The 19,318-nt window shown below is 58.2% G+C and carries 17 protein-coding genes and 3 pseudogenes; 15 read left to right on the top strand and 5 right to left on the bottom strand.

From position 1 onward, the window contains the following. The first annotated feature begins 24 nt into the window (after positions 1-24). Entirely contained in the window at positions 25-1,263 is a 1,239-nt protein-coding gene (locus tag NDO75_RS20050) for a transposase (protein WP_310908379.1), read from the top strand. A gap of 636 nt (positions 1,264-1,899) precedes the next feature. Here the strand turns inward: NDO75_RS20050 and NDO75_RS20045 are convergent. From NDO75_RS20045 to NDO75_RS20040, 3 genes and pseudogenes are all read right to left on the bottom strand, one after another. Next, on the bottom strand, positions 1,900-3,294 hold the full coding sequence (locus NDO75_RS20045) for an orc1/cdc6 family replication initiation protein (RefSeq protein ID WP_310908378.1): 1,395 nt from the start codon (positions 3,292-3,294) through the stop codon (positions 1,900-1,902). A gap of 844 nt (positions 3,295-4,138) precedes the next feature. Further along, positions 4,139-4,287, bottom strand: a pseudogene (locus NDO75_RS27805) (RNA-guided endonuclease TnpB family protein); the annotation flags it as partial. A gap of 263 nt (positions 4,288-4,550) precedes the next feature. Then, entirely contained in the window at positions 4,551-4,874 is a 324-nt protein-coding gene (locus NDO75_RS20040) for a hypothetical protein (RefSeq protein WP_310908377.1), read from the bottom strand. A gap of 920 nt (positions 4,875-5,794) precedes the next feature. Between NDO75_RS20040 and NDO75_RS20035 the strand changes: the two are divergent. Further along, positions 5,795-5,968: pseudogene (locus tag NDO75_RS20035) on the top strand (urease subunit beta); the annotation flags it as partial. A gap of 6 nt (positions 5,969-5,974) precedes the next feature. After that, positions 5,975-6,103 (top strand): hypothetical protein, encoded by a 129-nt coding sequence (locus NDO75_RS20030; protein ID WP_310908376.1) that lies wholly within the window; start codon positions 5,975-5,977, stop codon positions 6,101-6,103. On the opposite strand, the pseudogene NDO75_RS20025 reads toward NDO75_RS20030, so the two are convergent. Further along, a pseudogene (locus NDO75_RS20025) lies at positions 6,080-6,205 on the bottom strand (IS607 family transposase); the annotation flags it as partial. The gene NDO75_RS20030 and the pseudogene NDO75_RS20025 overlap by 24 nt on opposite strands. 129 nt (positions 6,206-6,334) lie before the next feature. Here NDO75_RS20025 and NDO75_RS20020 point away from each other — a divergent pair. Next, positions 6,335-6,817, top strand: coding sequence for a universal stress protein (locus NDO75_RS20020; RefSeq protein ID WP_310908375.1), 483 nt, complete (start codon positions 6,335-6,337; stop codon positions 6,815-6,817). A 111-nt stretch (positions 6,818-6,928) separates the two neighbouring features. Continuing rightward, positions 6,929-7,213, top strand: coding sequence for a sodium-independent anion transporter (locus NDO75_RS20015; protein ID WP_310908487.1), 285 nt, complete (start codon positions 6,929-6,931; stop codon positions 7,211-7,213). Between the two features lie 94 nt (positions 7,214-7,307). Here NDO75_RS20015 and NDO75_RS20010 read toward each other — a convergent pair whose 3' ends face one another. Further along, positions 7,308-8,948, bottom strand: a complete 1,641-nt coding sequence (locus NDO75_RS20010) for an MFS transporter (RefSeq protein ID WP_310908374.1) — start codon at positions 8,946-8,948, stop codon at positions 7,308-7,310. A 294-nt stretch (positions 8,949-9,242) separates the two neighbouring features. Between NDO75_RS20010 and NDO75_RS20005 the strand changes: the two genes are divergently transcribed. From NDO75_RS20005 to NDO75_RS19960, 10 genes are all read left to right on the top strand, one after another. Beyond that, positions 9,243-9,566, top strand: a complete 324-nt coding sequence (locus NDO75_RS20005) for a DUF1214 domain-containing protein (RefSeq protein ID WP_310908373.1) — start codon at positions 9,243-9,245, stop codon at positions 9,564-9,566. A 557-nt stretch (positions 9,567-10,123) separates the two neighbouring features. Continuing rightward, the gene (locus tag NDO75_RS20000) at positions 10,124-11,011 is read left to right on the top strand and encodes a DUF1214 domain-containing protein (protein WP_310908372.1); all 888 of its coding nucleotides are present in this window, start codon (positions 10,124-10,126) and stop codon (positions 11,009-11,011) included. An 830-nt stretch (positions 11,012-11,841) separates the two neighbouring features. Then, the gene (locus tag NDO75_RS19995; RefSeq protein WP_310908371.1) at positions 11,842-13,071 is read left to right on the top strand and encodes a cation:proton antiporter; all 1,230 of its coding nucleotides are present in this window, start codon (positions 11,842-11,844) and stop codon (positions 13,069-13,071) included. Positions 13,072-13,268: 197 nt separating this feature from the next. Then, complete coding sequence (locus NDO75_RS19990; RefSeq protein WP_310908370.1) at positions 13,269-14,087, top strand: AI-2E family transporter; 819 nt, start codon at positions 13,269-13,271, stop codon at positions 14,085-14,087. Between the two features lie 357 nt (positions 14,088-14,444). Beyond that, positions 14,445-15,077 carry a GAP family protein gene (locus NDO75_RS19985; protein WP_310908369.1) on the top strand — a complete coding sequence of 211 codons (633 nt, stop codon included), beginning with the start codon at positions 14,445-14,447 and terminating at the stop codon, positions 15,075-15,077. 241 nt (positions 15,078-15,318) lie between these two features. Beyond that, positions 15,319-16,170 carry a DsbA family protein gene (locus NDO75_RS19980; protein ID WP_310908368.1) on the top strand — a complete coding sequence of 284 codons (852 nt, stop codon included), beginning with the start codon at positions 15,319-15,321 and terminating at the stop codon, positions 16,168-16,170. Between the two features lie 187 nt (positions 16,171-16,357). Beyond that, positions 16,358-17,119: an AzlC family ABC transporter permease gene (locus NDO75_RS19975; protein ID WP_310908486.1), complete on the top strand. Its 762-nt coding sequence runs from the start codon at positions 16,358-16,360 to the stop codon at positions 17,117-17,119. Then, on the top strand, positions 17,109-17,429 hold the full coding sequence (locus tag NDO75_RS19970) for an AzlD domain-containing protein (RefSeq protein WP_310908367.1): 321 nt from the start codon (positions 17,109-17,111) through the stop codon (positions 17,427-17,429). The genes NDO75_RS19975 and NDO75_RS19970 overlap by 11 nt, the downstream gene beginning before the upstream one ends. A 243-nt stretch (positions 17,430-17,672) precedes the next feature. Continuing rightward, complete coding sequence (locus NDO75_RS19965) at positions 17,673-18,089, top strand: DoxX family membrane protein (protein WP_310908366.1); 417 nt, start codon at positions 17,673-17,675, stop codon at positions 18,087-18,089. Positions 18,090-18,095: 6 nt separating this feature from the next. After that, entirely contained in the window at positions 18,096-19,298 is a 1,203-nt protein-coding gene (locus tag NDO75_RS19960; RefSeq protein WP_310908365.1) for an MFS transporter, read from the top strand. The last annotated feature ends 20 nt before the right edge of the window (positions 19,299-19,318 follow it).

The raw sequence follows: 19,318 nt of genomic DNA, 5'->3' as shown, positions 1-19,318 counted from the left end.
GGGACGTCACGAGGAAGGCGACCAATGACGGAACTCACCAAGACGCTGGAACTGAAACTGGTAGATCCGAACGCGCACAAACAGCGGAAACTCCGCGAGACGCGGGACACCTACCAACAGGCCCTTCGGGATGCGTTCGACGCTGGTTGTACCACCCAGACCGAAGCGAACGGCGTGGTGGTCAACTACGACCTGTCGGGGTACGCGAAGAACGCCCTCAAGAAGTACGTCCCGCAGTTGACGACGACGTACAACGCGGGCGACCTGCACGACGACCACCCTGTTCGGTTCACGAACGAGGGGTTGCGCCTCAACCACAAACCCGAGAACGCTATCGAGTGGTACGTCAAAATCCCTCACCACGAAGACTACCACCTCTGGATGCCAGCACAGCCGAATCCCGACCAACGAGACTGGTTGGAAGCGTTGAACACTGGTGACATCGAGATGGGTGAGAGTCGGCTGTTCCAGCGGGACGGAACGTGGTATCTCCACGTCACCGCCACCCGCGATGTGGAGGACTCTTCCGAAGCGTCCGACGATGAACGGACGCCTATCGGAGTGGACATCGGGGAAGCGTCACTCGTCACGGTGTGTCACCGAGACAAAGGCGGTTCTCCGACCCGCCCCGAACTGTGGGCCGACGAGGGCAAGACCGTTCGTCGGCTCCGCAAGACCTACTTCACCGCTACGCGACGGCTTCAAGAACGCGGAAGCGAATGCATCGCCGAGTCGTTCGGCGACGACCTGTGGAACCAGATAGACGACGTGTTCCATCGTGTCACCCGCGAAGTCGTGGAGTACGCCGAGTCCGTCGAGAATCCCGTGCTGGTTCTGGAAGACCTGACGTATATCCGAGAGTCGATGGACTACGGTGAATACATGAACCGTCGTCTTCACGGATGGGGGTTCGCCAAACTCCACGCGCAGATACGGTACAAGGCCGTCGAGAAGGGGATTCCCGTCGAGCCGGTGAATCCACGTAACACCTCGAAGGAGTGCCATGCGTGCGGTGAAGTCGGGTATCGCCCGAAGCAGGCGACGTTCCAGTGCACGAACGACGACTGCTGGATGGGCGAGTACCAAGCCGACGTGAATGGGGCGATAAACATCGCAGACTGCTACCTCAGCGGAGAGAGTCGTTCCAGTGAACACGAGAACGACGATGACTCGGCTGAGGATGGGGCGCGTTTGACCGCGCCACAAGACAACCAAGCCGATGCTGAAATCCAGCAGTTGACGCGTGGAACGTATGCGTCTTGAAACCACAGGGTCGTTGCACTCGACCTGAAATCCCGTGGCGGGATTCCCGCGTCTTCAGGCGCGGGAGGAGGTCAAGCCCACACCCAGACCTATAGTTCGGATGGTCGTCGGGAGGGGCAAATCCTGACTATCGGGCGCGTGAAATCCTGCCGGTTTCCGACTGACGTACCGACGGGGAGGTGGCTGACCATCGCGACCGTGCTGAACTCGCTCTCTGTATTCAGCACACGATGCCTATCAAGCGTTGAGGGTTTCAACAGAGCCATCCACTTCGAAGCAGTCGCCGAGAACGGGGAACACTTCGATAGAGGTGTGTCTCGTTCTCAAGTCCTGAGAAAACACATCGATAGAGGGGAGAACCGAAATAGACGCTCATACCGAAAGTCATACGAAGAAACAACTACACAGCTACGCGTGAGAAATCAACGCCTCAGTCGATTTCCGTGCCAATCACACTTCGATAGAGGTGTGTGACCGGCGGTCGATAGTTGAAGCTATTCAGAGCAATGCTTGCAGGGTCCAAAGAGATGGCTCTCTTTGTTCGATACTCGAGTTTCGACTTCGTCATCGGCGACAGAACACTTCGATAGAGGTGTGTGCTACCGCGCTAATCACGACTGCAGCCTCGAGAACGAGCTAGGTCTCATTTCGGATTTGGGCTTGTACGACGCTCGAGACTTCGTCCAGGGACACCATACCGATCCGCGAATCTTCGCGAAGTGTTTCGAGGATGGTCTCGGGACGCTCGCCGAACTGGAATTCGAGAAACATCCCGGAACTCGGGCCGTGGCTCCGACGTTCGAAATCGACGAGCGAGTACGTCGTCATCTCCTTCATCTTGTTGACGTAAGTCTCCTGGTGATACTGTTCGGCGTCGATCGCGTCCGTGAGGAACTGATAGACTCGATAGCCGGTGGTGCTGCGAGCGGATTCGTCGTCAGTCTCAGCAGCGACGGCAGCCGTCGCGTAGAGGCAGAGCTTCTTTTGCGTGCTGATGCCGCGGACGACCTCGAGGACGCGGTTCTTCTCGACCTTGTCTTGGGCTTCGCGGACGTGTTCCTCGCGAACGTTCTTGTCGCCCTCTCGTTCCGCCAGTTCGCCCGCGACGCGCATCAGGTCGATCGCTTTTCGCGCATCCCCGTGGGTCTGTGCCGCGAAGGCCGCTGCCAGCGGGATGACATCCTCGTCGAGAACGTTCTCGAAGAAGGCATCCTGACGACGACGGAGGATTGACTGGAGCTGGTTGGCATCGTAATCGTCGAAGTGGACGTCCTCTGGCGTGAAGGAACTCAGGGCGCGACTGCCCACGGACTCCATCATCTTCGTATCGTTCGAAATCGCGACGACGGACACGTGGGCAGTGAGTTCGTTGTTCGCACCGGCTCGAGAGAGTTGATAGAGAAGTCGAGAGAACGCTGGCTCCTGTTTGTCCCGGCGACCGACGAGCATGTCGAGTTCGTCGAGGACGAACACGGCCGAGTCGAAGTTCTCGTTGACGATGCGATAGAGTTCGTCCCACTTTTCCTTCGTGGCGACGCCGTGTTTCGGCACCTCGACCTCCACGCCGGCTTCGTCCGCAGCGCGGTCCGCCAGTTCGTAGACGGCGACGCCGAGGGTATCGAGATCCTGGCAATTGACTTCGATCGTCCCGAATCGGATATCTCGGGTCTCGCATATCTTGCTGATGTTCTTGCAGACAGCCTTGGTGATGAGCGATTTGCCCGTTCCCGACGGGCCGTAGAGAAAGAGGTTCGGGGGGCGGTTGTCACCGAGCGCAACGCGGAGCATCTTCGTGACCTCCTGGAGCTGTCTATCGCGACCGACGATCCGGTCTTCCTCGACGATGTGGTTCGGATCGAGTAGCGATCGATCCCGGATCAACCCCTCCTGCTGATCGAACTCGAGTAACATATCCTCGATCGACTGTGAACCGCTAGTCGAGGTAGCATCAGCCGAAGATGGAGGCGACTCGTCTACCGCCTCGTCCTTCGATTTCCTCTCCCCCTTTCGAGGATCGTCGAAGTCGTCCATACGATGGCCATACGTGGTAGCCACAAAAGCATTGCCCACCTCTATCGATGTGTATTTCTTGGACTGAGCCGTCGATTGTCGTCAATTCCATCTGATTGGATAACGACCCCGGGACAGAAGGCAGAGGGATAACGATATGTTTCGATCGTGCACCCGGGAAGACAGACACCCCTCTATCGATGTGTTCTCTCTCGCGAAGGGGGAGGGGGGTTTCGGCAACGGGGAAGCAAAGGAGAAGCCTCGAGAAGAGAGAAACCTCCGGAGAGACGTGCTGACCGAGATATAACAGGGAGAAATAGCTGCTATACCTTCTCTTCTTCTAGCTTTCTAGACTAGAACACTCACACACCCCTCTATCGATGTGTTCGATGTGTTCTCACTGAAACAGTCTACTCCTCTGGCTGATCTCGAGAGAAGTCTCCCCCCAAATCTGTCTTCTCATTCGTTCATTCCGCCAATTTCCACCTGAAGATGTGAACAGCAAGCGCTCTCTTTCCTCAGTTGTCTCCCACACCCAGTAGTTGGAACACATCGATAGAGGGGTGTCTGTGTCTGCAGGAATGAGGCATACCAGAGATTTCATCGCAGCCTTTACTGCCGTTCAGCAATTCCTTCTCTTTTCGGTCGACGTCGAGTATTCGTTTTTCTCGTTCGAACATTCGGTGGGTTACCGAAGTTTCGCCGAGTCTCTCACCTGAGGATTAACCAACACTGCTGCTTCACACGGATTGTGTTGGTTAATAGCATCTGATCGATTACAGATTCGAAAACACATCGATAGAGGGGTGTCTAAATATATCCTTTATACGAACTCCCCCCACCCACTCACAGAAGGCTGACGCCGGCGGTCACACTTGTACTCGAGGATTCGGAGAAAGAGTCCCCACGACGCTCCAGCACGAGTCCGAGAGTTGCCATCACGTCCGAGAAGACTTTTCGCGTCAAGGTTTCAACCACGACGGGATCGTACTCTCGAGCGTAGCAGCTCAGGACGTAGCAGATTGGAGATAGTGTAAGAAACTCGTGCAGGCTGTATCCGCTCCCTGCTCGCGCTGTCTGCGCTCAGTGAGGAAGGGTGCTTAGCATCTCAATTCAGCTAATAGGTACCTTTTCATGAATAGGTAGAATAGGTAACTACTCTATTCGGCAGGAATAAGACTAGCCAGCGTCGGAAGGAGCAAGGGGAACTCCTCCCAACCTACCAAATCCACGATTCGTCGAGGGGTAGCGGACTTGGAACGCGACCCCGAGGTGAATCACTCGCCGGGATCGACCGGTCCCTTGTACTGTGACTTGATTTTCTCGCCCTCGCGCCACTGCCAGTAGTAGTAACGGTTATCGTTAATCTCCTTGATCGTGATCGTCGCCTTGGAAGGGACGTCATCCGGACGATCCTCGAATTGCTCTTCGGTCTCGTCTTCGTCGGCTTCCTCTGCGAGTCTGGCTTCACGCTCGCGATATTCAGCGAGTTCGTCGGCATAGCGAGCAACATGACGGAGTAGTTCTGGCGAATAATCGTCGAGCGTGTCGACGAGGTCGGTCGGGAGTTCCGTCGGAGGCGCCGGCGGTTCGTAGGACATGATCAGCCCGTGTTAACCAACACAGGCGCCAATACCGTAGTAGTGTTGGTTAAGAGCCTGAGGAGCGAGCTACTTGCTATCATAACGAGTCGGAGCAGCTCATCGAAGAGACAGGCGCCTGTTCGCAAAAAGGCGCAGTGTATATAGTAAGATATCCCAAGAGGTCTGGGGGTACTTTCTGACGAATTAACCTTCTCTGACCGAAAAGTTGGAGATATCAGCTCTAAGGATCGAAAATAATATAAGTTTGTCCTCAATTCAGGGGTTAAATACCAGCATCACACATAGGATCTGTATATGCTCGACACTCCGTTGCATACCGGCGCACAACATCCCGATCTCCTTTGGGCGCTCGTCCCGAGCGTGTTCTCGTTCGTCGTGGGGGTCATACTGGGATCGTTTTCCGACCGTCTGCGTAGCTGAATTCGGCCCAGTCGGACTATTTCGGACGAGTGAACTACCCCACCCTACCGCTCGGACTGACGCCCTCGCGCTTGAGGGTGGGACTTCCTGCTTTCACGACGCGCTTTCGCGTGGCCAGCGTAATCCGCTTCGCCGGGGAAACCGCGAATTTCAAATTCCCCTTTCGCCCGCGTTCTGTCTCGAGATACGATCATTCCGGAACTCCGTTGAGTCGACTCTAACTCTTTCAGTCACGCCTCCGATCAATAGTTACACAAATGAGATGTTGATTTTTTCTTTTTGCACTCTGTCGATCGTCGTTCGTACAGTCTTAAAACGTCATTTCAGAAGCGGCACCCTGCCAACAAAATTTCTCACGTAAATAAACTGAGCACGTCTATTTTTTCGCAAATATTGTGGATCACGCGTTACTTTACGTCGTCTGTCTTCTTACCTGGTCATGTAATGAAAATACCACTCACGCCGCGATCCGGCAGTACGGCCGGAGTGATCGCGGGATGAGCGAGTTCATTCCGGGAGAGCTGCTTTCGGCCGACGAGCCGGTGCCGATCAATGAAGGCCGGCCGACGGCGACAATTACGGTCGAGAACACCGGCGACCGTCCCGTACAGGTGGGCTCACACTTCCACTTCTTCGAGGTCAACCCCGGCCTCACGTTCGACCGCGAAACGTAGCAATTGGTTTTCTCTCCCTCGCAGTCGACCACGTGTACGAGTAGCGCCCTCTCGCCCGAGGAACGGGCCGTCCGCCTCCTCGGAGCGCTGATCGTCGTTCTGGGCGTCGCGCTGCTGGCCTTCGTCGCCTGAGGTGTCCTCGAGGTCGTTGTTGCGACACCAGAATTTGACGGTTTGCGGATGTATACTGAGTTCGTCCGCGAACTCGCCAATTGAGTCCGACCGTGGCTTCAGATGCTGTTAATTTATATATTATTTAATTCATAACAATTATACCAACTCCTGAGTGCAGCGTACCGAGGTCGTGTCGCGATATCCGACAGCGGGACGTCCTACGGGGGGTAATTTGTCGTTCGTCACCGTATGAGCGGCATGTCGTCACGAGTGTTAGTCGCGTTCGACGAATCGACACAGGCGAACTTCGCATTGCGATACGCACTGTCGACGTACCCCGATGCAGAAATACACGTGCTCTATGTGAACGATCTCGCTGAGCAGTATGGGACAAACGATCGCGACGGGGAGGGCGATCTCTATGACTTCCCCTCGGAGGAACTCTACGAGCGATCACGGACGGATGCCGAGGAACTCCTTGAGAGAGCAGCGGAGATCGCACGGGACTTCGAGACGGAAATACAAACGGAGCGGATCGATGGGGAAGTGACTTCGACTATCGTAACCTATGCGGAAGAGCACGACATCGACCATATCATTCTCGGTAGTCATGGCCGCAACGGGTTAGCCAGATATCTGCTTGGAAGTGTTGCCGAAAGCGTAGCACGGAGAGCACACGTCCCCGTGACGATTATCCGGGATGAAGACTTCCCACAAGAATCGGAACGCTAAGTGTCGATTCTCAGAACGGAAACGATATTGTCTCTGGTCATTTAGGCTCGAGTACCGGCCTTCTAGCGAGATACCCAGTAGTTGTTCTACGCGAACGCAGATACGGTTTAGATCGACCTCCTCAACCGGATCGAAAAACGTGATTCCGATGTCGAATTAGTCGTGTTCGACCTCACATCGTCATCAACAGTCGATTTCGGGGCCGCACAGATGTTGGAGAAACTCGAGGAAAAACTCGACTCACGCGGAATCGATCTCCGTTTTGCGGGGGCGGAGTCCGAGGTTGTGCAGATGTTCGAAACGACGGGACTTGCGGCGAACGTCGGCGGCGTGAGGCCCGAGGAATCAATCGACGACGTCATCGACCGCTGGAGAACGGAGCGATCATCCTCGTAGACGGATCTATCTTCATCATCGGTTTCTCGAACCTCGCTGAGCCGACCGAAAGAACGACGGTTCGCATCCCGGGTGTTCGGTCTGATATTTTCGGTTAGTCCTCTACGGCTGCTTCAGAAGTGTCACGTGTCGAATCCTGGGGCGATTCGGAGTGGTCAGCTCCGTCGTCGGTTTCCGGTATCTGCCGTGGCAAGAACGTCGATGCGATAAGCAAGAGCAGCACGACCAGTACGAGCAGGAGCAGCGTCGCCCGCTGAGCGTCGAACATCGCAGCCTCGAAGATTCCCTCGAGCAACTGTCGTTGCGTCGGAGAGAGTCGGTTCAGAAACTGTTGCTGCGTGGCTTCGGTCGCCGTCTCTGCTGCGTCTTCGAGCGCGATCACCAGATCATTTCGTTGCTCCGTTGAAACGGTCACGTGTTCTGCTCGGAGTACTCTATCGATCACACCACCGTAGAACTGTCCGAGAAAATACGAGCCGACGACTGCAGTCCCCATGGCAAATCCGATCGAACTGCTTACGTTCAGGACACCGGATGCCTCAGGGGAGTTCGCGGTAGGGACAGCCGACATCGTCATATTAGAGATCTGTGCCACTATGAGTCCGACACCGGCTCCGTAGAGTGCCACCGGAATAAGCATCCTACCGATCGTCTGACCGGGACCCGTCTGCTCGTACAATACCAACAGTCCAGCGCCCATACACACGATGCCGACCTGGACGAGCGTCTTCGGTGAGATGTACTTCCGCCAACTGATCGTAAACGTCGCAAAAACGATCGACGCGATGGAATACGGTAACAACGCGAGCCCGGTTTCGAAGGCGGTGTATCCGAGTACCGCTTGGAGATAGACCGGGAAGATAAACATGAAGCCGGCCGAGACGATCGAGCGAACATTGTACGTTACAACCCCAGCTAAAAAAGGGCGGTTCGTCAGTACATGCAGCGGAACGAGCGGTGACTTCCCAGCGCGTTCCATTCGGCGTTCGTACTGAACGAACGCGGCGAACGCGAGAAGTCCGACCCCGAGAAACCAGATCGACGGCGACGTCCCGAACGGATTGAATTGCATCTCGCCGACGACGAACGATCGCCGTTCGACCAACCACCCGTACTTCCCGCTTAGGAGGAATCCGGTGACGAGCGACGTCGCACCAACGATGGACAGTGCCGTCCCACCTTTATCCAGCGAACTGCGCGTTTCCGACAGCGGGTTCGGAGTCACGTACTGTACGAAGAGGAGAATAATCCCCGCACCGATGATTTGGAGCGAAAATCCCCAGCGCCAACTTGCGTACGTGGTTAGTGCCCCACCAATAATCGGACCAAGAGTCGATCCAATCCCGTGCACGCCAGCCAGCAGGCCGAACGCCTTCGCTCGGTCATCGTCTTCGTAACTGACTGTCAATACAGTGAAGGTCAGAGGGAATATCACAGCGGCCGCGGAACCCTGGACGAGTGACCAGCCGAGATAGAGGATCGTCGTGTTCCAGCTAATCGCCGCTACCAGCGTTCCGCCGGCGTAGGCGGTCAACGCAACTGCCATTACACGCCGAGGACTACGCCGGGACGGCAGCGTACCGGCAGGCAAAATCAGCGCAGCGATTACCAGCGAGTAGAGCGAAACGGCCCCCTGAATCACGGTGATCGAAGTATCGAACTCGTCAACCATCGTGGGGATCGCCACGTTCATCAGGGAAGCGTTGACGACCACGAGGAACGTCGTCAGACTCACGGCGATTGCCGGAGCCCAGTATTCCACCCCGTTCTGAAGCCTATCAGAAAGCGAAGTTTTCCCGTTTGAACGCACCCCATCTGGGGTCATAGCGTAGCCTCATGCGTTTGACCGTCAAATAACCGGGACGTGGCCAGTTACGTTGACTCAGCAGAGAGTGACGAGACAGGTGTGCGCTTACATCCATCAAATTTGAGATGTCGCTTGCCTTTCCCATCGGAACGCTACCTTTCGACCCGCGGCGATGGTCCCTGTGGACGATATCAGCACTGCATTCACTATCAGCTGTGGTGAGTGTTCTTCCCAGCGTGCAGCATACACAGCGCGAGTACAACACGAGAGATCCCGATCTACGACGCGCAGGGCTACTTCGTCGAGAACGAACTCGACCGCTACAGCATCAACAGCTACATGCTCGAAGAAGGACTGTTGCACACCGAAGCCAACGAACTCGTCATCTACGTCCAGCACGAGAAACCGGACGATCCCGAGCAGGCGACGAACTGGCTGCCAGCTCCTGAAGGGGGTATGCGCTTCGCAGCGCGGTTCTACGGTCCCCGTTGGCCGGTGGTCGACGGGTCCTACGACATGCCCGAAATCGTCCTTATAGAAGAGTGACACCTTCTCACTTCATCTCCAACTAGGCAGCTCTCTTTCAATCTCCCTACCCAGTACGCCGTTTTTGACAGCGGCTTGTGAACGCGGTCAAAGTCTACTGAATAGAAGGCACGAATGCGGCACGAACTGATATCTATCGTCGTTTACTACAGGTACAGATAGTCGCTCGAGAATTCAGAGTCGGTCAACTCTCTACCACCATCATGCCATGAAAGTATTCTCGAGTATCGTCGCTGCTTTATATGAAATGCTAGCGTGCGGTTGTCCGAGTCGGTCCCAACCGCTACTGTGGGACACTCAGAGAGGCACGAGCTATGAGTAACGAGACACACCATACGACGGCGAAACCAGAATCCGAATCACTACGGGCAACACGCCGCACTGCCCTTCGCGGGGCGGGCCTCGCCGGGTTGCTTGCGATGAGTGGGGGCAGTGCCGCTGCCAGCCAATACCCCTCGAAGGCGAATACCCAGGAGGCTGAAACCGAGACGTCAGCGGATGACGAGCCAACCCCAGTGACCTGGGAGAACTTTCCCCGGTCACAGATACATCTCATGATGGCGAACATCGTCGAACGGGGCGGGTTCGGCGAATTTTATCACTTCCCGACGATAGTCGGCCCTGAGGTGCGGATCGCGGCCTTGCCCAATCGGGACACGATCTATTCGATCGGTGTCTTCGACCTGACCGAGCCGGTCACCATTACCAAACCAGACACCGGCGACCGTCACCAGTCGATGGTTGTCATGAATGAGGACGCGTACGTGAAAGAGGCGTACCGCGGTCCCGGCGAGTACACATTGACCCGGGACGGGGTCAGAACGCGGTACGTGTGGGTCATAGTCCGCACGTTCGTCGACCCGAACGATCCGGCCGACGTAGAGACCGTCCACGGGTTACAGGACGAACTCGCCGTGAGCCAGGACTCGGCCGGCACGTTCGAGATTCCCAGTTGGGACCGCCAGGCACACGACGAACTCTTCGATGCGCTCGTCACGGTCATGAAAACGATGAACGACTTCGGCGGTGCGTATGGTGATGTCGACGAGGTCGACCCCGTGAAGTACTATCTCGCCACCGTGACACCGGGCGGTGTTCCGGAGCCAGAAACGATCTACCTGCAAAGGGTTCCCGATCAGAACGACGGTGACACGCCACACGAGTTTACCGTCGACGACGTCCCCGTTGACGGATTCTGGTCGGTCACCGTCTACAACAGCGACGGGTTTCTCGAGGAGAACGAGTACGCGTCGTACTCGTTCAACGACGTGACTGCAGAGCCGAACGATGACGGCAGTGTCACGATCCATTTCGGCGGTGACCCCGATCAACCGAACTTCCTCTACACTCCCGCGGAATGGTTCTACCTGATTCGCCTCTACGGGCCTCGCGAGAACATTCTCGACGGGAGCTACCAGTTCCCCGAGGCCGAGCCGATCGAGTGAGAACCGGGCGCAGATTCGATTGTGTCGGCCGGTAGCGACCGAGTCAACGCGCTATCGACCGTCGACTCGTCCGTCGTTTTGTGCCGACGGTTGTGCTGAACGTTTTTGACCGCTGGTGCAGGGTCGCGAGAGACGGCACGTTTCGCCGGTGTTACGAAGCAATGTGTGAGGCGAGAGACGAGAGAACACACTACTCACGTTGATCAGTAGGTAGTAATTCAGTGGATTGAGTCGGCCTCTCCGGCGTCTAAACGAGGACGTTACTCATCAAAAGGGGCAGTGGGCCCCTTGGCATGTTACTATCAAACCGATCGAGTGATTGACACGGGCGGGTCCCGTTTGATCTGCCTCCAAAGCCGCCGATCGGAAGCAGATCACGGTGTACTGTGATACTCATTCGCATAGTAATTTCCCCGACCTATGCATGGCATCCTTGGTGAAGGGCTCGAAGGCAATCAGTCTGTGAGTGCTTCAGACCTTTAACTGACTCTCGCCACAAGGTAGAGCTATGACGGGAAGTCGCGCTTCTTGGATTTCTACTCGCTCAGTCGCAACTTAGGAGACCGGCCCTCGAGCCGTGGGACCGGCGATTCAAACGGGATATCGTCATTCTCAGAACCCTCAAAGTTATTGATATATAGTTGTGTAACTCATTATAGACGACAGTCTCGATTACACTCGGTTGTCGCCGAGTCTTGGATATTTGTGACTGGATGTGGGAGCGCGTTGCATGCCGGTCGTGTGGGTCGGTAACTGCCCGTGGAGCCGTCGCTCGTCGGGTGCATGGTGCACAGATATTCCTACTCCCCGTCCCGGAGGTCGATGAACCGATGTCCATTCACGTCAGTCTCGACGTCGTCGCTCTCATTGCGGCCATCGTCGGGTTCGGTGTGGCGGCGCAGCTTCTCGCCGCGAGGTACCGAGTGCCGAGCGTGTTGTTTCTCATCCTCACGGGCGTCGCCATCGGTCCCGAGGGCCTCGGGTTGATAACGCCTGACGTCGTCGGCGATGCGCTCTCGACCATCGTCGGCGTGAGCGTCGCCATCATCATCTTCGAGGGCACGTTTCGCCTCGAGTACGGGGCCATCTGGGAGGCGTCGAAGGCGGTCAGCCGGATGATCACGATCGGTGCGGTCATCGCGTTCGTCGGGACGGCTCTGACCGTGCGCCTGCTGCTGGGAGCGAGTTGGGACATCGCGTTTCTCATCGGCGCGCTGCTGGTCGCCACCGGACCGACGGTCATCGCGCCGATTCTCGCGGTGGTTCCCGTTCGCGAGGAGGTCGCCACGACGCTCGAAGTCGAAGGGATCGTAAACGACGTCACGGCCGCGGTGCTGGCGGTCGTCCTCTTCAAGGCCATGACGGCCCAGCAACTCGCGCCGGGCGGGTTCGTGTGGCTCTTCATCCAGCGTCTCGCGACGGGGGTGATCGTCGGATTCGTGGTCACCGGGGTCGTCTGGTACCTCCTTACGCGGGTCGAACACCCATCCGAGACCGCGCCGCAGACGGCCCGGCTGCTCGCGCTGGCCAGTGCCGTTATCGCGTTCGCCGCCGCTGACTCGGTATTCTCGGAGGCCGGGATCGTGGCCGCCGCCACTGCGGGTTTCACCCTCGGAAGCCTCGAACTACCCTACCAGGAGGAGATCCTGCAGTTCATGAGAGACGTGACATTGCTGGTCCTCTCGTTCGTCTTCATCACGCTCGCGGCGTTGCTCGAGTTCGCGGAACTCCTCGCGCTGGGAGTCGCCGGGCTCGCGGTCGTCGCGGTTCTGATGGTCGTGATCCGTCCACTGGCTGTCTTCGTCTCGACGGTCGGGATCGGCTTCACGCCGAGCGAACGGCTGTTCATGAGTTTCGTCGGTCCGCGGGGGATTATCCCGGCGTCGGTCGCGACGCTGTTCGCCGTCCGGTTGCTGACGGAGGCGCCTCCGTCGGATCCCTCGGGAGCGCATTTGCTGCTCGGCACTGTCTTTCTCGTCATTCTCGTCACGGTCGTCATCGAAGCAGGCTTCGCGAGGCAAATCGCCGGTTTGCTCGGGGTAACCGAGTCGGAACAGTGAGTACCGAACTGCGGTCTGTTATACGAGATACAGGAGAAAACCCACGGCTTTAGCCGTGGGATGAATCCGTCACTGCTGAATCAAACCACGCTACGGTGGCGACCCGACCCCCAAGTGTTCAAGAACCATCATGATTGTATGTAATCCTCGCGCAGCTACCAGTTCAGATCACGGATCTCCCGAATACCCCCTCGGAGGTGTACGACACGACGGTCGTGTTGATCCAAGACCCGTCGGTGCAGAACCTGCTCGGTTCCGTCGGCGGCGCGGTCGGCGCGATCGGGGCGACGCTGTTCAACATGTTCATCTCGCTGCTGATCGCGTTCTTCCTGCTGGTCAGCGACCGGAATATCGCAGACTGGTTTGAAACGAACGTATTCGGCGAGGACAGCCTGGCGACCGACTACCTCTCCGTCGTCGATAGAGGATTGGGGTCGATCTACTTCGGGTACACGATGACGATCTTCGCAGTCATCATTCTCTCGGCGATCGTCTACACGGTATTCAACGTCGTCGCGCCCGGCGGACTGGCGATTCCCTCAGCGGTGCTGTTCGCCGTCGTGACCGGCCTCTTCACGCTCGTCCCGCTCGTGGGCCGGTCGATCGTCTACTTCGCGATCGCTGCGACCCTCGCGGTTCAGGCGGCGACGGTCGATCCGCGACTCCTCTGGTTCCCGATCGCGTTCCTCGCGGTCATGATCGTCGCGTTCGACAATCTCGTCCGGACGTACATCCGGCCGTACCTTTCGGGACGACTGCTCAACACTGGGCTCGTCATGTTCGCGTACCTGTTCGGCCCGCCGCTGTTCGGCTGGTACGGGATCTTCCTCGGTCCGTTCCTGATGGTGTTCATCGTGACGTTCGTTCGGCTGATCCTCCCAGTGCTGGCCGACACCGACCGCGAGCGCGTCGACATCGTACCCGAACACACACTCGATGAGTTCGCAGAGGGCGTCAGCGAAAGAGAAGACGTTCCTCCGTCCGAAACGGATCGGAGCGATATCGGAACAGGGTAAACGAACCGATGGGGATTCCGTCTCCGCCCGGTCGTCGAATGCGACCGAAACGTTCCGCGAGACACCCGTCTCAATCGTCGACGTCGTTCGCGGTACATCGCTACGCGACTTGCTCCCCGAAATCGTGCCGATATGCTCGCTATGGCGCCGGGTCCGATCGGCATCGGCACGACCACAAGCGAGCGCAGGACCTATGAGAAAAAGAGAGAATAACAAATGTATAAATCTGGCAACACTAATTGTCGTTGCCAGCTTAGGATTCTCGGAGAGAAGCACAATAATGCTGTCTTTGACGCATGTTCCGAAAGAGGGGGGTGCCGGTCGAGAGAATGATTCGGGCCACGAGAGGCACGAGTCATGAGCCTCGTGCAGGTACTCCCACTGGCCATCGTGATGATTGCGGGTCCGCAGATACTCTCGTCCATCTTCCTCGCCACGAGCGAGAAGTGGCGGGCGAACTCGACAGCGTACGTCTTTAGTGCGTTCCTCTCGATCAGTCTCGTCGTCGTCGTCGCGTACCTCCTCGGGAACAGTTTCGGCGGTGGTGGCGGTCTGCTCGGTGCGAGCGCGAAGCAACTGCTCTATATCGTCGTCCTCGTCTTCCTCCTCTACGCGGCAGTGGCTACCTACCGGAAGCGGAATGTGACGAAGCCACCAGCGTGGATGGGCAAGTTAACCACCGCGACACCGCGACTCTCGTTTCGACTGGGGTTTCTCCTATTGGGATTCTTCCCGACCAACATCGTCACTTCGATGAGCGTCGGTACCTATCTCGCGGCGAACGGCGACCCGGTCACGGACGCAGCCGGGTTCGTCCTGCTCACGCTGTTCATCTTGGCGCTTCCATCGCTCGCGGTGCTTGCACTGGGCGAGCGAGCGGAAACCGCGCTCCCGGAGATTCGCGACTGGATGAACGACAACTCCTGGATCGTCTCCGAAGCGGTGATCGCCCTCTTCATCGTCCTGACGCTGCAGAACCTTTCCGGATAGGTATGCACGAACTCACGGACCGTCAGTCCGCGCGCCTCAGATCTCGACGTGATCGGGCTGGAGGCCGGAGTGCTACAACCTCGACGAGCGGTAATCACACCGGGTTGACAGTCTCCACACAGGTCGTTTTGTGTGCGTGACTCTCCCGTCGCTGTGCCGTATGTTACCCGATTTCCTGTAGCATACCTGCTTTATTGTACGTTGCCTGAAATATATCCTCCAGCGGATTGCGGCTGAGCATATGTCTTCGACAGACACCGCGAGTGACCGACCAACGATAACCCAATACACGGATCCGATGTGTACGTGGTGCTGGGGATCGGAACCCATCATCCGACGCCTCCGAACCGTGCTCGGGGATCAGATCCGGATCAGATACGTCATGGGCGGTCTGGTTGAGGACTTCGACGAGTTCTACGACCCGGTCAACGACATCGCGGAGCCGAGTGACGTCGCTCCTCACTGGATAGAAGCGTCCGAACACCACGGGATGCCGGTCGACGTGACGATTTTCGAAACGGATCCGGCGCAATCGACCTATCCCGCGAGCAGAGCCTTCACCGCTGCACGCCAACAGGGGGCCGAACTAGCTCATCGGTATTTGCGACGGCTTCGCGAAGCGTACATCACACAAGTTCGTAACGTCAACGACCGTGAGGAACAGGTCAAACTAGCAGACGCAGTCGGCCTCGATGTCGACGCCTTCACGACGGCACTGGACAACGGGACCGCGCAAGCGGCTTTCGAGGACGATCTTTCTCGGACCCGCGACGCTGGTGTTCGATCGTTCCCCACCTATCACATCGACGGTCCGGCTGGCGAACAGCGGGCGTCCGGATTCACGTCGTTCGAGGAACTGCTGACCGCATTGATGTCCGTTGATCCGACTCTGGAACGGTCTTCTCTGCCACCGATACGTCGATTCATCGCCGAATACGGGCCCGTAGCGACGCGGGAAGTCGCGGAGGTGTACGAACTCGACGATGGCAAAGCACGACAGGCGCTTGAATCCCTCGTCGACGATGGAACGATCCGCCGTGAATCTCGAGGCAATGGCTTTTTTTGGCACTCAAACGACAGGGGCGAGAACTGACTGGGACTACTCTACGAAGATGCGTGGGTACCCGATGCCATTCGGGACCGGTACGATCACGATATCGATGATATCAACTCGACCGGGTTCGTCTCAGGAGGGCCTCACATGGATCGGATAGAACTCCATTCCACAACGAACTGTCAGATGACGTTCGCGCCTCGTAGTGAGTGAGCGAAACGAAATCATGCCTCGAGAGGAAACAGAATCCGCTGGCAACACAGCTGCTGGTGACGAAGACGTGTCGGCCGGGGCAGCGACCGAAGCGCTCGAATTTTCTCGTGACGGTCTCCAAGCGGGGTTCGTCACGTGCGTTCCAGTCGCGCTCGGAGTCGGTGCCTACGGCCTCGTATTTGGAGTACTTGCGCGCGAGGCAGGCCTGAGTGTCGTGACCGCCGTCGCTATGAGTGCGACTGTGTTGGCGGGGGCAGCGCAACTTATCGCCGTCGGGCTGTGGGACTGGCCGATTCCCGTGGTCGCCGTCGTCGGAACGACGCTCGTGGTCAACCTTCGGTATCTCCTGATGGGTGCCTCGTTACGCCCGTGGTTCACCACCCTCTCGTCTCGGCAGGCGTACGTGAGTCTCTTCTTTATGGCCGACGAGAACTGGGCTCTCACGATCAAAGATCTCCGTGCTGGCAACGGACGCGGCGCCTTTCTTCTGGGTAGCGGACTTTCGATCTGGTTCTTCTGGGTCGTTGCCACCGCGATCGGTGCAGTCGCTGGCGGTCGCATCGGTAACCCGGAAACCTACGGGCTGGATTTCGTCCTGACCGCGATCTTCCTCGCCCTGCTCGTCGGTTTCTGGGAGGGAGGTGAGTCCCTCCCTCCGTGGATCGCAGCCGCCCTCGTTGCCGTTGCCGCCGAACTCGCCCTGCCCGGCCGATGGTATATCTTGGCCGGCGGACTCGCCGCGAGCCTGACGGAGGTGATGCGTCGTGTTCGATGACGTGTCGGTACTCGCGCTGGCAGTCGTCTTTGGGATGAGCGCTGCCACCTACACGACCAAGGCTGGCGGGTTCTGGATACTGGATCGACTCGAGCCGTCAGACTCGCTTCGAGAGGGACTCGACGCACTTCCTGGGGGTATCATCGTGGCAATGCTCACCGTTCGGTTGCTAGATAGCGGCCCGAGTGAGTGGATGGCTGGAATCGCCGTCGTACTCGTCGCTCACCGAACTGAGAACGTATTGCTCGCAATGGCTGCCGGTGTTGGCACGCTGCTGGTCGTTCGAGGAGGGCGTGCCGGGACCGTCTAGCTGACGGTCACTACGGCGAACGACCGATCAAATTTCCGCCCCGAGATCGGTTCCGCTGCCGCCTGTCTGGCGTGGTATAGTACGGGGAACCAGATATAGTGTAACTTGCCTGAAATATATCGGTCGGCGGTCCGTTTCTGCTCTTGCAACGATGTCAGCGAACGACATTCGATACGCGACGGTCGGAAGACAACAGACGGACAGTGACGGATCGAACGACGATGTGGCCGGAGGTGGCGTCTGATGGCGTTTTCCTCGACGCTATCCGGCGCGGCGTTCCTGCTCAGTCGAGTGCTATTCGCGCTCGTCATCGGGTATCTCGCACTCGGTAATCTGCTCGACCTCGACTCCGCGGTCGAATACGCGACGCACAAGGGAGCGCCGGTAGCTGCGGTCAGCGTTCCGCTGGGAAGCCTCGGTCTGATCGCTGGCGCACTCGCGGTCCTCACGGGTGTCTATCCTGCACTCGGTGCGTTAGCAGTGGTCGCCCTCCTCATCCCGATCACGATCGTCATGCACGATTTCTGGACCGTGGAGGGTCACGACCGCCAGAACGAACGGATCCATTTCCTGAAGAACGTCGGCCTGATCGGTAGTGCGTTGGTCTTCCTGGCGCTGTCGGCTGCCTCGTGGCCGCTGGCAATCGGTGTGGGGCTCTGACAAGCCATGGGAGCAACCGAGAATTCAACGACCGCTGAGCCGTCGGTCGGTGTCCCGTGGCGCTCACCGGTACTGATCGCCGTCCTCGCGGCTACACTGATGACGCCCATGGACGTGCCGCTGATCAGTTCGGCCCTCCCCGAGATCCAGTCCGTGTTCGGCGTCTCCGAGTCACGTGCCGGTCTGTTCATTACGCTCTATGCGCTTCCGGGTATCCTGCTCGCCCCGCTCATCGGCGCGCTCGCTGACCGCATCGGTCGGCGGTACGTCCTCTCCGGAGCCCTCGCGGTCTTCGGAGTCGCCGGCACTGCCATCGCCTTCACGGACGATTTCGCGGTGGCGCTCGGACTGCGCGTCCTCCAGGGGTTCGCGGCTGGGAGCATCCTCTCGGCGCTCGCGATGACGGTCGTCGGCGACCGATACACCGGTCGGCAACACGATGCCGTCATGGGAGTCACGTCGGCCGTGCTCTCGCTCGGGACTGCGGTGTACCCGGTTGTCGGCGGTTATCTCGCCGCGCGTGCCTGGAACGCACCGTTTTTCATGTACGCGTGTACGATCCCGGTCGCTGGGCTGGTTCTGTTCGCGCTCGACGAACCAGCGTCATCGGCCGATGGCGGTGAACACGGCTACATCCGGGAGGCGATCCGTCTCATCCCCACCCGCCGAGCGTTCGTTCTGTACGGCGTCATGTTCGCTTCTTTCACGCTCCTTTTCGGTGGCTTGTACACCGCGCTTCCGTTCTATCTCTCCGAGACGTTCGGCTTCACCCCGGCGGCTGTCGGGCTCGTCACCAGCATCGTGTTGCTAGTGACTGCAGCTGTCTCCACCCAGAACGGCAGACTGGCCGCTCGAGCCTCGACGAAGACATTGCTGACTGCAGGCTTTGCCCTCTATGCGATCGGCTTCCTGGGGATCGGTCTCGCAAATGCCACGCCGCTGCTCGTCGGCGCCCTGCTCGTCTTCGGGGTCGGTAGCGGCCTCGTTACGCCAACGCTGTTCGCCGAAATCAGCGCGCTGGCTCCCGATCGCGTCCGGGGCGGCGTGATGAGTCTCCAGACGACCACTATCGGGATCAGCCAGACTGTTGGGCCAGCCCTGTTCACACTCTTCGGTGGCGTGATCGGTTATCAGGGAACGCTCCTCACTGGAAGCGTCGGAGCCACGCTCGGGGTCGCGGTACTCGGTGTCGTCACGCTCGGCTCCTGACGGGGCTCAACGGCCTTGTT

Source organism: Natrinema sp. 1APR25-10V2, from assembly GCF_031626495.1.
Taxonomy (GTDB): domain Archaea; phylum Halobacteriota; class Halobacteria; order Halobacteriales; family Natrialbaceae; genus Natrinema.
The sequence above is the reverse complement of the archived record's forward strand: the minus strand, read 5'-3'. Positions and strand labels throughout refer to the sequence as shown.

Bases quoted from the DNA above. Each gene is read 5' to 3' on its own strand.
- NDO75_RS20050 (WP_310908379.1), top strand. From the start codon at position 25: ATGACGGAACTCACCAAGACGCTGGAACTGAAACTGGTAGATCCGAAC.
- NDO75_RS20045 (WP_310908378.1), bottom strand. From the start codon at position 3,294: ATGGACGACTTCGACGATCCTCGAAAGGGGGAGAGGAAATCGAAGGAC.
- NDO75_RS20040 (WP_310908377.1), bottom strand. From the start codon at position 4,874: ATGTCCTACGAACCGCCGGCGCCTCCGACGGAACTCCCGACCGACCTC.
- NDO75_RS20020 (WP_310908375.1), top strand. From the start codon at position 6,335: ATGAGCGGCATGTCGTCACGAGTGTTAGTCGCGTTCGACGAATCGACA.
- NDO75_RS20000 (WP_310908372.1), top strand. From the start codon at position 10,124: ATGGCGAACATCGTCGAACGGGGCGGGTTCGGCGAATTTTATCACTTC.
- NDO75_RS19995 (WP_310908371.1), top strand. From the start codon at position 11,842: ATGTCCATTCACGTCAGTCTCGACGTCGTCGCTCTCATTGCGGCCATC.
- NDO75_RS19985 (WP_310908369.1), top strand. From the start codon at position 14,445: ATGAGCCTCGTGCAGGTACTCCCACTGGCCATCGTGATGATTGCGGGT.
- NDO75_RS19980 (WP_310908368.1), top strand. From the start codon at position 15,319: ATGTCTTCGACAGACACCGCGAGTGACCGACCAACGATAACCCAATAC.
- NDO75_RS19975 (WP_310908486.1), top strand. From the start codon at position 16,358: ATGCCTCGAGAGGAAACAGAATCCGCTGGCAACACAGCTGCTGGTGAC.
- NDO75_RS19965 (WP_310908366.1), top strand. From the start codon at position 17,673: ATGGCGTTTTCCTCGACGCTATCCGGCGCGGCGTTCCTGCTCAGTCGA.
- NDO75_RS19960 (WP_310908365.1), top strand. From the start codon at position 18,096: ATGGGAGCAACCGAGAATTCAACGACCGCTGAGCCGTCGGTCGGTGTC.